This is a genomic window from Actinomadura sp. ATCC 39365, from assembly GCF_054392275.1.
This window is the reverse complement of the sequence record NZ_CP184335.1, coordinates 5860319-5872260: the sequence shown is the minus strand read 5'-3', so window position 1 is coordinate 5872260 and position 11942 is coordinate 5860319. Positions and strand designations below refer to the sequence as shown.

The 11942-nt window shown below is 74.4% G+C and carries 14 protein-coding genes; 8 read left to right on the top strand and 6 right to left on the bottom strand.

Translation table 11 applies throughout. The features are described from left to right. Positions 1-66 precede the first annotated feature (66 nt). Positions 67-828 carry an IclR family transcriptional regulator gene (locus tag ACNF49_RS28635; RefSeq protein WP_357984541.1) on the top strand — a complete coding sequence of 254 codons (762 nt, stop codon included), beginning with the start codon at positions 67-69 and terminating at the stop codon, positions 826-828. 39 nt (positions 829-867) lie between these two features. On the opposite strand, the gene ACNF49_RS28630 is transcribed toward ACNF49_RS28635, so the two are convergent. Further along, entirely contained in the window at positions 868-1632 is a 765-nt protein-coding gene (locus ACNF49_RS28630; protein ID WP_482939379.1) for an IclR family transcriptional regulator, read from the bottom strand. Positions 1633-1711: 79 nt separating this feature from the next. On the opposite strand from ACNF49_RS28630, the gene ACNF49_RS28625 reads away from it, so the two are divergent. Genes ACNF49_RS28625 through ACNF49_RS28610 form a run of 4 tightly spaced genes read left to right on the top strand, consistent with a single transcriptional unit; the run spans position 1712 to position 5616 of the window. Then, entirely contained in the window at positions 1712-2866 is a 1155-nt protein-coding gene (locus ACNF49_RS28625; RefSeq protein ID WP_482939378.1) for a cupin domain-containing protein, read from the top strand. Continuing rightward, a complete protein-coding gene (locus ACNF49_RS28620) occupies positions 2863-3696 on the top strand; it encodes a fumarylacetoacetate hydrolase family protein (protein WP_482939377.1) in 834 nt (277 codons plus the stop codon). Before ACNF49_RS28625 ends, ACNF49_RS28620 begins: the two co-directional genes overlap by 4 nt. Then, positions 3696-4343 carry a maleylpyruvate isomerase family mycothiol-dependent enzyme gene (locus tag ACNF49_RS28615; protein WP_482939376.1) on the top strand — a complete coding sequence of 216 codons (648 nt, stop codon included), beginning with the start codon at positions 3696-3698 and terminating at the stop codon, positions 4341-4343. Before ACNF49_RS28620 ends, ACNF49_RS28615 begins: the two co-directional genes overlap by 1 nt. Before the next feature lie 16 nt (positions 4344-4359). Continuing rightward, positions 4360-5616, top strand: coding sequence for an FAD-dependent monooxygenase (locus ACNF49_RS28610; protein ID WP_482939375.1), 1257 nt, complete (start codon positions 4360-4362; stop codon positions 5614-5616). Positions 5617-5620: 4 nt separating this feature from the next. Here the strand turns inward: ACNF49_RS28610 and ACNF49_RS28605 are convergent, their stop codons facing one another. Continuing rightward, positions 5621-6280 carry a response regulator gene (locus ACNF49_RS28605; protein ID WP_357984558.1) on the bottom strand — a complete coding sequence of 220 codons (660 nt, stop codon included), beginning with the start codon at positions 6278-6280 and terminating at the stop codon, positions 5621-5623. Next, positions 6277-7428 (bottom strand): sensor histidine kinase, encoded by a 1152-nt coding sequence (locus tag ACNF49_RS28600; RefSeq protein WP_482939374.1) that lies wholly within the window; start codon positions 7426-7428, stop codon positions 6277-6279. The genes ACNF49_RS28605 and ACNF49_RS28600 overlap by 4 nt, the downstream gene beginning before the upstream one ends. Positions 7429-7600: 172 nt before the next feature. Between ACNF49_RS28600 and ACNF49_RS28595 the strand changes: the two genes are divergently transcribed. Then, the gene (locus ACNF49_RS28595; RefSeq protein WP_482939373.1) at positions 7601-8548 is read left to right on the top strand and encodes an alpha/beta fold hydrolase; all 948 of its coding nucleotides are present in this window, start codon (positions 7601-7603) and stop codon (positions 8546-8548) included. A 37-nt stretch (positions 8549-8585) separates the two neighbouring features. Further along, complete coding sequence (locus ACNF49_RS28590) at positions 8586-8888, top strand: hypothetical protein (protein WP_482939372.1); 303 nt, start codon at positions 8586-8588, stop codon at positions 8886-8888. Here the strand turns inward: ACNF49_RS28590 and ACNF49_RS28585 are convergent. Continuing rightward, positions 8851-9867 carry a helix-turn-helix domain-containing protein gene (locus ACNF49_RS28585; RefSeq protein WP_482939371.1) on the bottom strand — a complete coding sequence of 339 codons (1017 nt, stop codon included), beginning with the start codon at positions 9865-9867 and terminating at the stop codon, positions 8851-8853. The genes ACNF49_RS28590 and ACNF49_RS28585 overlap by 38 nt on opposite strands. A gap of 70 nt (positions 9868-9937) precedes the next feature. Between ACNF49_RS28585 and ACNF49_RS28580 the strand changes: the two genes are divergently transcribed. Further along, positions 9938-10261 carry a cupin domain-containing protein gene (locus ACNF49_RS28580; RefSeq protein ID WP_358009935.1) on the top strand — a complete coding sequence of 108 codons (324 nt, stop codon included), beginning with the start codon at positions 9938-9940 and terminating at the stop codon, positions 10259-10261. 34 nt (positions 10262-10295) lie between these two features. Here ACNF49_RS28580 and ACNF49_RS28575 read toward each other — a convergent pair whose 3' ends face one another. After that, the gene (locus ACNF49_RS28575) at positions 10296-11285 is read right to left on the bottom strand and encodes a pyridoxamine 5'-phosphate oxidase family protein (RefSeq protein ID WP_482939370.1); all 990 of its coding nucleotides are present in this window, start codon (positions 11283-11285) and stop codon (positions 10296-10298) included. Further along, positions 11285-11926, bottom strand: coding sequence for a hemerythrin domain-containing protein (locus tag ACNF49_RS28570; protein ID WP_357984579.1), 642 nt, complete (start codon positions 11924-11926; stop codon positions 11285-11287). Before ACNF49_RS28570 ends, ACNF49_RS28575 begins: the two co-directional genes overlap by 1 nt. Positions 11927-11942 lie beyond the last annotated feature (16 nt).

Below are 11942 nucleotides of genomic sequence, written 5' to 3'. Positions count from 1 at the left end.
CCCCACTGTGCAGGCAGGATGCCGCTCCAACCAGCACATCGTCTCGTTCAGCGATACGCTGTGCGGGTGACCGACCGGGCCGACCTCGACACCGTGCTGGGCAAGGCGGTGACGATCCTGCGCGCCTTCCGGCCCGACGACCGGGTCGTCAGCCTCGCCGAGCTGGTGCGGCGTACCGGCCTGCACAAGGCGACCGTCCACCGGCTGTCGGGCGATCTGGTCGCCAACCGCCTGCTCGACCGCGCCGACGGCGGCTATCGGCTCAGCCGCGGCCTGTTCGAGCTCGGCATGCTCGCCTCGCTCGAACGCAGCCTGCTCGAACTGGCGATGCCGTTCCTCCAGGACCTCTACGAGCGCACCCACGAGACCGTGCACCTCGGCGTGCGCGAGGGGCACGACGTCGTCTACGTCGCCAAGATCGGCGGCCACCGCCAGGCCAGGGCGCCCTCGCGCACCGGCGGCCGGATGCCGCTCCACTGCACCGCGATCGGCAAGGCGTTGCTCGCCTACGCCGGGCCCGACCTGCGGCGCGAGGTGCTGACCGGGCCGCTGGAACGGCGTACGCCGCACACCGTCGTCGCGCCGAGCATCCTGCGCGGCCAGTTGCGGCGCGTCACCGAGACCGGGGTCGCGTTCGAGGCGGAGGAGTCGGCCGTCGGGCTGGTGTGCGTCGCCGCGCCGGTGCTGGGGCGCGCCGACGAGCCGCTCGCCGCGATCAGCGTGGCCGGCCCCACCGGCCGGTTCCGGCCCGAGGGGCACGTGGCCGCGGTGCGCGCGGCGGCGGCCGCGCTCGGCAGCACGCTCACCCGGCGCGACCTCCTCCGGTGAACGGGCCGCGCAGCGGGACACGCCGTGCGGGCGGGCGGTTCAGAGGGCGCGGCTGATCGCGTCGGCCGCGGCCGTGAGCGCGGTGACGAGGGGTTTGATCTCCTTCGGGGAGTAGCGGACGCTGGGCATCGAGATCGACAGCGCCGCGCCGGTCGCGCCGTCGCGGCCCTTCACCGGGCATCCCACCGCGACCACACCCCGCTCGGTGCGCTCCAGGTTGAGCGCGACCCCGCTGTGCCGTACGGACCGCAGGTCCCGCCGCAGCCGCACCAGGTCGGGCAGCTCCTCGGCCGGGTCACCCCGGTCGTCGGCGGCGTAGAGCTGCGCCAGCTCCTCGTCCGAGAGGGCCGCCAGCGCCACCAGGCCGCCGGTGGCCTGGTGGGCCGGGAAGACCATCCCTTCCCGGCTGCCCACCCGCAGGGCCTGCCCGCACTCGACCGAGGCGATGAAGCGCACGTTGCGGCCGGTGCGGATGCTGAGGTTCACCGTCTCGTCGATCCGGTCCACCAGCGCCCGCATCTCGCCGAGCGCCGCCGCCCGCAGCGCACCGACGTCGGACTGCGCGCGCTCGGCCAGCGCGAGGACCGGGCCCACCCGGTAGCTGCGGTCGTCGTTCTGCACCGCGAAATCGCGGTACACCAGCGCGGTCAGCAGCCGGTGGGCCGTGGAGCGGGCCACGCCGAGCCGTTCGGCGGCGGCCGAGACGGTGATCACCCCGTCGAGCTGGAGGATCTGCGCGAGCCGCAGGGCATGGTCGACGCTGGTGGGCGCGTAGGCCGGCGGGGTCTTCATGGGCTTCGCCATGGAACCGATCCTGGCACATGAATTCCGCTGTGCAGAATCCTCTTTTCCAGCCCGGCTGCCTGCGCGGATAGTCGGGGCCATGCCCCACGTGAACGCCGGCGGCTCGCCGGTCAAGATCGCCGCCGTGGACCGGCCGGACCAGCCCTCGCTCAGCCCCGAGCTGGAGGACCTCTACCGAGGCTTCGAGAAGGCGCTGCTCGTCCCGTTGTGGACGGAGATCGGCGACCTGATGCCGCCGCACCCGCGCTCCAGCGCGCAGCCGCACCGGTGGGAGTGGGGCACGCTGCTCGACCTCGCCGGCCGCGCCGGTGAACTGGTCCCGGTCGGCCGCGGCGGCGAGCGCCGGGCGATCGCGCTGGCCAACCCCAGCCTGGGCGGCAAGCCGTACGCGACGCCGACCCTGTGGGCCGCGATCCAGTACCTGATGCCGGGCGAGAACGCGCCCGAGCACCGGCACAGCCAGAACGCCTTCCGCTTCGTCGTCGAGGGCGAGGGGGTGTGGACCGTGGTCGAGCGCGACCCGGTGCCGATGCGCCGCGGCGACTTCCTCCCCCAGCCGGGCCTGCACTGGCACGCCCACCACAACGCGGCCGACACGCCCATGGCCTGGATCGACGGGCTCGACATCCCGTTCCAGTACGGCGTCGAGGCGCAGTTCTTCGACTTCGGCCGGGACACCCTCACCGAGGAGGAGCACGCCACCCCCGACCGTTCGCGCGCCGAACGGCTCTGGGGGCACCCCGGCCTGGCGCCGGTCTCCCAGCTCCGCCGGCACGAGGGCACGCCGTTGCTCTGCTACCGCTGGACCGACACCGACGCCGCGCTGGCCGACCAGCTCGCGCTGGAGCGGGAGGGGCACGCGGGCACGGTCGAGCCCGGCCACGCCCTGGTCCGCTACGTCGACCCGACGACCGCCGGCGACGTGCTCCCGACGATCCGGGCGCAGTTCCACCGGATCACGACGGGCGTGGAGACCGCGCCGCACCGGGAGACCGGCTCGTCGGTCTACCAGGTCTTCGACGGGGCCGGCCGGGTCACCGTCGGCGACCGGTCGTGGCGGGTGAGCCGCGGCGACCTGTTCGTGGTGCCGTCCTGGCAACCGCTGTCGATCCGCTCGGAGGCGTCGGCCTCCGACTCCGACTCCGGCGCGCTCGACCTGTTCCAGTTCAGCGACGCCCCGATCTTCACCAGGCTCGGCCTGTACCGCAGCCACACCGAGGAGAACAGCCGATGAAGCTCGCCACCGTCCGTCTGGACGACCACCGCACCGCCGCCGTCCGTGTCGAGGGCGACGAGCTCGTCGAGGTGGGCCCGGCCGACGTCGGCGCGGTGCTGGCCGCGCCCGGCGGCCTGGAGGGCGCCGCGGCGGCCGACGGCCCGCGTCGCCCGCTCGCCGGAGCCGACCTCGCCCCGGTCGTGCCGCGGCCGAGCAAGGTCGTCTGCGTGGGGCTGAACTACCAGAACCACATCAAGGAGATGGGCCGCGACCTGCCCGAGTACCCGACGCTGTTCGCCAAGTTCGCCGACACCCTGATCGGCGCCTCGGACGACATCCGGCGTCCGGCGGAGACCGACCAGTTCGACTGGGAGGCCGAGCTCGCCGTGGTCATCGGCCGGCCGGTGCGGCGGGCCGACGAGGAGCAGGCGATCGCCGCGATCGCGGGGTTCACCGTGCTCAACGACGTCACCTGCCGGGACTGGCAGTTCCGCACCCGGGAGTGGCTGCAGGGCAAGAACTGGGACTCCACCACCCCGATCGGCCCGTTCCTGGTCACCGCGGACGAGACCGGCCCGCGACCGGCGCTCGACGTCCGATGCGAGGTCGACGGCCGGGTGATGCAGTCGGACAACACCGGCGACCTGCTCTTCGACCCGGTCCACCTGGTCCGCTACGTCTCGACGATGGTCCGGCTCAACCCGGGCGACGTGATCGCGACCGGCACGCCGGGCGGCGTCGGCCACGCCCGCAAGCCGCCGGTCTTCCTGCGCGGCGGCGAGCTCGTCGTGACCGAGATCGAGGGGCTGGGCAGGCTGGAGAACCGCGTGGTCGGCGAGGGCGAGTGATGGCGCGCGACCTCGCCACCACGCTCGCGTGGGTCGAGACGGGCACCGACCTGTGCGCGTCGGCGATCGCCGGTCTGTCCGAGCGGGAGTACGACGCCGCGTCGGCCCTGCCCGGCTGGACGCGCAAGCACGTCGTGGCGCACCTGGCGGCGAACGCCGAGGCGATCGGCAACCTGGTCCGCTGGGCGCGCACCGGCGAGCCGACCCCGATGTACGCCTCGCCGCAGGCCCGCGCCGCCGGGATCGAGCGGGGCTCCCTGCTGAAGGCCGTCGAGCTGGCCCGGTGGTTCACCGAGTCGGCCGCGACCCTGGCCACCGCCATGGCGGCACTGCCCGAGGAGGCGTGGCGGGCCGAGGTGGTGACCGCGCAGGGCCGGACCGTGCCGGCGAGCGAGATCCCCTGGATGCGCAGCCGGGAGGTCATGGTGCACGCGGTGGACCTGGCGACCGGGCTCACCTTCGCCGACCTTCCCGACGGCTTCCTGCGGGAGCTGCGGGAGGACATCCGCGCCAAGCGCGGCCCCGGCGCGGTGCCCGACGTCGAGGGGTCGCTGCCCGACGTGACCGCCTACCTGGCCGGACGCCCGGCGGGCGGAGTGACCGCCGCCGGCGGCGGACGCCCACCGACCCTGCCCCCGTGGCTGTGACGAGAAGGAAGATCTGATGGGCACCCTCCCCTCCACCCGTGCCGACGTGATCCTCGTCGGGGGCGGCATCGGCGGCCTGTCCGCCGCCCTCGCCCTGGTCCGCCAGGGCCTGCGGGTCCGGGTGTACGAGCAGGCCTCGTCGTTCGGCGAGGTCGGCGCGGGCCTGCAGCTCGCCCCGAACTGCACCCGCATCCTGGACCGTTACGGCCTGCTTGCCGAGGCGTCCGCGCTCGGCGTGCTGCCCGAGACCATGGTCATGAAGGACGCCCTGGACGCCGCCGAGCTGACCCGGCTCGACCTGCGCGACGTCGAACGCCGCTACGGCTACCCCTACCTGGTGATCCACCGCAGCGACCTGCACGGCATCCTGCTCCGCGCCTGCGAGCGGGCGGGCGTCGAGCTGCTCACCGACGCCCGCTGCACGTGGTACGGGAACGTCGACGGCGGCGCCCGCGTGCGTTTCGCCGACGGCGTCGTGGACGAGGCGGACGTGGTGATCGCCGCCGACGGCCTGCACTCGATCGCCCGCGAGCTGCTGGTCCAGGACGAGCCGGTGAACTCCGGATATGTCGCCTACCGCTGCGCGGTGCCGTTCGAGCAGGTCGCCGGCAACGACGTGCACGACAAGGACGTCGTCGTGTACGTCGGGCCGCGTTGCCACTTCGTGCAGTACCCGCTGCGGGGGGCGGAGACGTTCAACCAGGTCGCCGTCTTCGAGTCGCCGAAGGCGCTGGCCGGCCAGGACGACTGGGGCACCCCCGACGAGCTGGACGCGGCGTTCGAGGGCACCTGCGACCAGGTCCAGCAGGGCCTGCCGCTGATGTGGCGCGACCGGTGGTGGCGGATGTTCGACCGCGACCCGATCATGACCTGGGTCACCGGGCGGATCGCGCTGCTCGGCGACGCCGCGCACCCGCCGCTGCAGTACATGGCGCAGGGCGCGATCATGGCGATCGAGGACGGCTGGGTGCTCGGCGAGCACGTCGCCGCCCAGCGTGCCGAGGGCCGCACGGACGTGGACTGGGACCGGGCGCTGGCCGCCTACGAGGCGGTACGGCCCGAGCACTGCCGCCGGGTGGTCGGCACGGCAAGGGCGTGGGGCGCGTTGTGGCATCTGGAGGGCGTCCGGAGACTGCAGCGCAACGCCCTGCTGCGGGAGCGCGACGTCCATGACTACGCGTTCGTCGACTGGATCTTCGGGCCGACGGCCCTGACCCCCGAGGACGAGCCGGAGATGTTCCGCCCGATCCCCCTCGACTCCGCGCCGTTGTGAGGCGTCAGGTCGCCAGGCCCCGGCGGTAGGCGTAGACCACCGCCTGCACGCGGTCCCGCAGGCCGAGTTTGGCCAGGATGCGTGACACGTACGTCTTGACGGTCTCCTGGCTGATCACCAGCGTGGCGGCGATCTCGCTGTTGGACCGGCCGTCGGCGATGAGACGCAGCACCTCCAGCTCGCGCGGGGTCAGCGCGGTCTCCCCGGACGGCGGCCGGGCGGGACGGATGCGGGCCGCGTACCGGCCGACCAGCCGGCGCGTCACCTCGGGGGCCAGCAGCGCGGCGCCCGAGGCGACGGTGCGGATGCCGTGCAGGAGCTGCGCCGGCGGGGCGTCCTTGAGCAGGAACCCGCTGGCCCCCGCGCGCAGCGCCTCGTAGACGTACTCGTCGAGGTTGAACGTGGTCACCACGAGCACCTTGACCGGGTCGTCGACCCCCGCGCCGGCCAGCAGCCGGGTGGCCTCGATGCCGCCGAGCACCGGCATGCGCACGTCCATGACGACGAGGTCGGGGCGCAGCCGGCGGGCGAGGTCCACGGCGGCGCGGCCGTCGCCGCACTCCCCCACGACCTCCAGGTCGGGCTGGGCGTCGATGATCGTCGCGAAGCCGGTGCGGATCAGCGCCTGGTCGTCGCAGACCAGGACCCGGATCGGCGCGCTCACGCCGGGCCGCCCGCGGGGACGCGGGCCCGCACCACGAAGGCGCCGCCCGCCTGCCGGCCGGCGCTGAACTCGCCGCCGAGGGCGTCCACCCGCTCGCGGAGCCCGGCCAGGCCCCGCCCGCTCCCGCCGGGAGCGGCGGCCCGGGAGCCGGTGCCGTGGGTGCTGACCACCACGCTGATCTCCTTCTCGCCGTAGCGCACCTGGACCGCGGTCGGGCTGCCGTGAGCGTGTTTCAGGGCGTTCGTCAGGGCCTCCTGGACGACCCTATAGGTGACGAACTCGGCGCTGCCCGCCGATTCCGCCCGGCTGCCCTCCTCGGCGAACTCCACCGGCTGCCCCGCCCGGCGGGTCCGCTCCACGAGGGTGTGCAGGTCGGCGGCGGACGGCAGGCCGTCGGGGTCGTGGTCGGCCTTGAGCAGGTCGAGCATGTGCCGCAGGTCGGCGATGGCCCGCCGGCCGGTGTCGGTGACGGCGTTCAGCGTCGCGTCGAGACGTTCGGGGACGGCGGTCAGGTAGCGGGCGGCCTCGGCCTGCACCACCATCGCCGTCACGTGATGCGTCACGACGTCGTGCAGCTCGCGGGCGATCCGGGTGCGTTCGGCGGCGCGGGTGGCCTCGGCGACGTGGCGGCGGCGTTCCGCCTCGGCGGCGCGGGCGGAACGCAGCCGGGCCCCGATGCCCCAGGTGAGGGCCAGCGCCAGGTAGAACACCACGTACCCCTCCACCCGCTCGTCCGCGCCGAGCCGGTCGAGCGCGAGGGCCAGCGGCACGTACGCCAGGGAGAGGAGGACCACGGCGGCGCGCCGGAACCGCTCCAGATGGGCGCCCGCGCTGATGAGCGCGACGGGCAGCACGTTGCTCGCGAACAGGTGGTAGCCCCGCAGCTGGTCGAGCACGAAGCCGGCCGACACCAGCGCGAGGCACACCGCCGGCCACCGCCGCCGGACGGCGAGCGGCAGGCACTCCAGGGCGATCGCCACCAGAGCGACCGCGTCCAAGGGCCGGGCGGGCAGGTCGCCCACCTGCGTGCCCTTGTCGTGCAGGCCCGGCAGGAGCGACGCGACGGCCACCAGCAGCCCGAACGGCGAGTCCCGGACCACGACGTCGCACCGCCGCCACACCTCCGCGGCCCGCCCCAGATCGATCACCGGGCGAGCGTAGCGGGACCACGGTCGTGCGGGTGCCGAGAAGCCCCCTTTGTCCCCCGTGCGAGCTACCGGGGAATGTCCACCCTGCGGTGACGATCCCGGCGCCGTCCGGTCCGTAGCGTTGCCGGGCGGCCGCGGCGTTCCGTCGGCCTTTCCCGTTCACACCCCCGCCGTGCGCGTCGCCCTCGCGGCGGCGGCCGGCTCACTGGAGGACCTCATGCTCGCCAAGATCAGGACACCCGTCGCGGCCGCGCTGTGCTGCATCGGTCTCGGCGCGGGGGTGGCCGGCTGCGACGGCGACGCGATGGAGAAGTGGGACCCCTTCGCCGCCTCCACTCCGACGTCCGGGGCCGCGCCGATCTCCGGCACCGAGAAGATCACCGTGGCCGGCCGGTCGGTGAACGTGTCCTGCTCGGGCGAGCCGGTCGAGGGCGGGCCGGTCGTCGTCCTGATGCACGGCGGCGGCGACGGGCTGGACAAGATGGCGTCCCTGCAGAAGACGTTGAGCGGCAGGCACCGGGTCTGCTCCTACGACCGGCTCGGCGCGGGCGCGAGCGACCAGCCGGAGGGCCCGCAGGACCTGGCCGGCAGCGGCAGGATCCTGACCGGCGTGCTCGACCGCGTCGCCGGGAAGGCCCCGGTCGTCCTGGCCGGTCACTCGCTGGGCGGGCTGATCGCCGCCCGGTACGCCCCCGACCACCAGGACAGGGTCAAGGGGCTGGTCCTGCTGGACGCCACCCCGCCCACCATGATGAACGACATCGAGAAGGCGATCCCCGAGTCCGCCAAGGGGCCGGCGGCCGAGCTGCGCGCGCAGAACCTGGCGATCTTCCAGGGGCAGAACCCGGAGAAGCTGGTCATCGCCGACGGCGCGGTCCGCTCCGCCGGTGACATCCCGGTCGAGGTCGTCAGGCACGGCAAGCCGTACCTGGAGGCCCTGCCCGAGTACGGGCCGCGCCTGGAGCGGGCGTGGGCGGCGGGCCAGCGCAAGTGGCTCGCGCTGTCCGGCCGCAGCAGGCTGAGCACGGCCGCCGACAGCGGCCACTACATCTACGTCGACCAGCCCGGCGTCGCCGTCCAGGCCGTCGAGCGTGTCACCGGGCAGGCGCAGGGCCGGTGATCCGGCCGATCGCGGGGATCTGATGGAAGGCTGCATCATGACAGCAGCGTTCATCCGGTTCGTCCCTGACGATGTCGACGACCTGGCCGCCTTCCTGACCGGCGAGGAGTGGCCCTTCCATGTCGGCGGCCGGAGGCCGAGGCCGTCCGGCGGCGGGTCGCCGACGGGCACCACGACGACGCGGACGAACGGACCTTCTGGGTGGTCTCCGAGGGCGAGCGGGCCGGGGATCACCCGGATCGAGGGCACCACCCGGACGGTCGCCTACGGCATCCTGCGCTCGGACCGGGAGAGCGGCGAGGTCACGCCGGTGGCGTGGGCGGACGAACCCCGCCCCTGACGGGGGACGGTCGCGAGGAGACGTCGCCGTCGTGATCGCCGAACGAGCGGCGGTAGGCGGCGGGCGTGGTGTGCACCAGGGAGTGGAAACGTCTGCGGAGGTTGGCGGCCGAGGACAGGCCGACCCTGACCGCGATCGTCTCCACGGGGAGGTCGGTCTCCTCCAGCAGGGCCCGCGCCGCCGTGACGCGCTGCTGGAGCAGCCACCGGCCGGGGCTGACGCCGAGCTGCCCGGCGAACCTGCGGGCGAGGGTCCGCAGGGAGATTCCGGCCCGCGCGGCGAGGTCGTCGAGGGTGAGGGGCTCGTCCAGCCGTTCGGCGGCCCAGTCGAGGAGCGGCGCCAACGTCTCCGGCCGGCGGTCGCCGGTGGGCGCGGTGCTGTACTGCAGCTGGCCGCCCTCGCGGTGCGGGGGCATGACCATGTGGCGGGCGATGTGCGCGGCGTAGGCCGCGCCGTGGTCGGCGCGGGCCAGGTGCAGGCACAGGTCGATGCCGGCGGCGGTGCCGGCGCTGGTGGCGAGGTCGCCCAGGTCGATGTACAGCGTGTCCGGTTCGACCTGTACGTCGGGAAAACGGTCCGCGAGCTCGGCGGCGAGCCGCCAGTGCGTGGTCGCCCTGCGCCGATCGAGCAGTCCGGTCTCGGCGAGCAGGAAGGTGCCCGAGCAGATCGTGACGATCCGGGCGCCTCGCCGGTGGGCCCGCCGGATCGCGTCGATCACGGCGGGCGGCGCCGGGTCGTCGCGGCGGTGCCATCCGGGGATCACCACCGTGTCGGCGGCCTCCAGCGCCGACAGGCCCGCGCCGACCGCCATGTCGTACCCGGCCAGGGTCGGCACGGCGCCCGGACGTTCGGCGCACACCTGGAACGAGTAGCGGGCGGGCAGACCCGGCCGGCGCACGCCGAAGACCTCCGCCGCGCACGCCAGCTCGAACGTGGACTGCGGCGGCAGGACCAGCGCCACCACTCGCTGAACAGTCATGGCAGAAAAATACCCGTAGACGTCAATCCAGACACTGGGCGGGGGCGACGTCCGCCGCGACGATGGGGTCATGACGCAAGATGCGAACGACGTCCAGATCCTGCACGTTGACGAGGTCGAACCCGTCGAGGTCGTCCCCGGGATCGTCCGGCGGCGGCTGCCCGCCACCGACCGGGCCCGCGGCTGGATGTACGACTTCGCCCCGGGCACCGAATGGCCCGAGGTGGACGTGCACGACGGCGAGGAACGCTACTACGTGATCTCGGGCGAGTTCATCGACCGGGGACAGCGGCTCGGACCGGGCAGCTACGTCGTGTTCGCGCCGGGCAGCACGCATCGCCCGCGCACCGAGACGGGCGCGCGCATGCTGGGCATCAGCATCCTCACCCCGTAGGGGCGCCGCGCCGGCCGGGGACCGGCGGGCGGCGTCAGTCGCGCGGGCGGCGGACGCGGGGCACGGGCTGGCCGCGGCGGGCGGCCTCGGCCTCCAGGCGCTTCCTCAGCATCCTGCCCTGGCCGAGGAACGAGCGGCTGCGCTCGCGGCGGCTGCCGGCGAGGCTCCAGTCGTTGAGCGCCCGCTCGACCCGCACGCTCAGCCGGTCGCCCGCGCCGGTGGCCCGCCCGACCAGCACGACGTTCTCCTGCCACTCCATGGCCTGGCCGTGCCGGTGGAAGGTCAGGCACACCGGCCCGTCGGCCGCCTGGACGCCCGCGGGCAGCAGCAGGTCGAAGCCCGCCTCGGTCCGTACGGCCGAGCGGGTGCGCACGGCCAGCGGCATGCCGTCGGCCACCATGGTGACGACGGGCTCGCCCAGGTGGGCGGCGCGGCCGGCGAACGGCCGCCAGTCCGCCGGCGGGACCGACCGGCTCGGCAGCCGGGGGCCGGTGGGGGCGGGATCGGAGGCGGGCACGGCGACGTCCGCAGGGCCCGTCCAGATCTCGGGCGTCCTGGACAGGTCGCCCTCGGGCCACCAGACGATCCGCTCGGGGGTGACCTCCACCCAGATGCGGGCGAAGTACCAGCCCAGCCGCTTCACCAGGAACCACGGCATCCCGGCGAACCCGGCGCCGGTCTTGGCCGGCGACTCGCGGACGTACCGGTCGGTGCCGGCCTGCAGGTCCGCGTCGAGCACGGTCGCCCGGCCCTGCACCAGGACGACGGGCGCCCGCTCCGGCCCGCCGCCCTCCGCGCCGGAGCACAGCAGCGCGACGCGCGGGTCCCGGCGGGCGCGCTCGGCCTTGTCCGGGTAGGTGAGCCCGGTGCTGACGTCGATCGTGCCGCCCGCGCCGGCGTACGGCGTGACGGGCCAGGTGACGGGGCGGCCGTCGCGGGTGAGCGAGGCGTACTCGCAGACCAGGGCGCGGCCGAAGACCTCGGCCGCCCGGCGCGGCGAGAAGGTCGGTGCGGATGCGGTCATCACGGCTCCAGGATCATGTCGGCGGGGGTGGTGCCGTACAGGCGGGTGAAACGCCGCCGGTAGGCCGGCCACCAGAACAGGCGGAACATCAGCCGGGCCACGACCGGCAGGTCCGCGTACGACGCCGCGAGCAGGCGGGCGTCGGCGCTGGAGGCGAGCCAGCCGAGGATGACGGGGACCCGGCGGCGGCCGAAGTCGTCCATCGCCCGGCGCCGGTCGGCCTCGACGTCGGCGGGGGTGAGGTGGGCGAGCATGAGCGGCACGGCGACCCGCTCCTCGTGGTCGAGGTGCTCGTTGACGAGGTCGTGCAGCCGCCGCAGCGTCGCCGCGCGCCCGGCCAGGGGCGTCCCGCGGTCGGCGGCGGCCTCGATCAGCGGGTCCAGCAGGCAGTGCTCGGACTCCAGCCCGGCCAGCGCGTCGGCCGCCTGCGGGGCGCGGCCGGTGAGCTTGGGCCACAGGGTGGCGTCCTCGTGCGAGTGGTGGGCGTGCAGCATGTCCAGCACGAGCGCGAGCTGCTCCTCGATCAGTTCCTCGTGCGCGTCGTCACGCGGGTCGCCGCACGCCTCGGCCAGGCGGCCGAACTCGGCGCGGAAACCGGCGTGCATCATCAGGAAGCCGGTCAGGTGTTCTGGTGTGATCATCAGTCTGTTCCCTCAC

Bases quoted from the DNA above. Each gene is read 5' to 3' on its own strand.
- ACNF49_RS28590 (WP_482939372.1), top strand. From the start codon at position 8,586: ATGACAGCAGCGTTCATCCGGTTCGTCCCTGACGATGTCGACGACCTG.
- ACNF49_RS28625 (WP_482939378.1), top strand. From the start codon at position 1,712: ATGCCCCACGTGAACGCCGGCGGCTCGCCGGTCAAGATCGCCGCCGTG.
- ACNF49_RS28580 (WP_358009935.1), top strand. From the start codon at position 9,938: ATGACGCAAGATGCGAACGACGTCCAGATCCTGCACGTTGACGAGGTC.
- ACNF49_RS28615 (WP_482939376.1), top strand. From the start codon at position 3,696: ATGGCGCGCGACCTCGCCACCACGCTCGCGTGGGTCGAGACGGGCACC.
- ACNF49_RS28620 (WP_482939377.1), top strand. From the start codon at position 2,863: ATGAAGCTCGCCACCGTCCGTCTGGACGACCACCGCACCGCCGCCGTC.
- ACNF49_RS28585 (WP_482939371.1), bottom strand. From the start codon at position 9,867: ATGACTGTTCAGCGAGTGGTGGCGCTGGTCCTGCCGCCGCAGTCCACG.
- ACNF49_RS28610 (WP_482939375.1), top strand. From the start codon at position 4,360: ATGGGCACCCTCCCCTCCACCCGTGCCGACGTGATCCTCGTCGGGGGC.
- ACNF49_RS28575 (WP_482939370.1), bottom strand. From the start codon at position 11,285: ATGACCGCATCCGCACCGACCTTCTCGCCGCGCCGGGCGGCCGAGGTC.
- ACNF49_RS28630 (WP_482939379.1), bottom strand. From the start codon at position 1,632: ATGGCGAAGCCCATGAAGACCCCGCCGGCCTACGCGCCCACCAGCGTC.
- ACNF49_RS28570 (WP_357984579.1), bottom strand. From the start codon at position 11,926: ATGATCACACCAGAACACCTGACCGGCTTCCTGATGATGCACGCCGGT.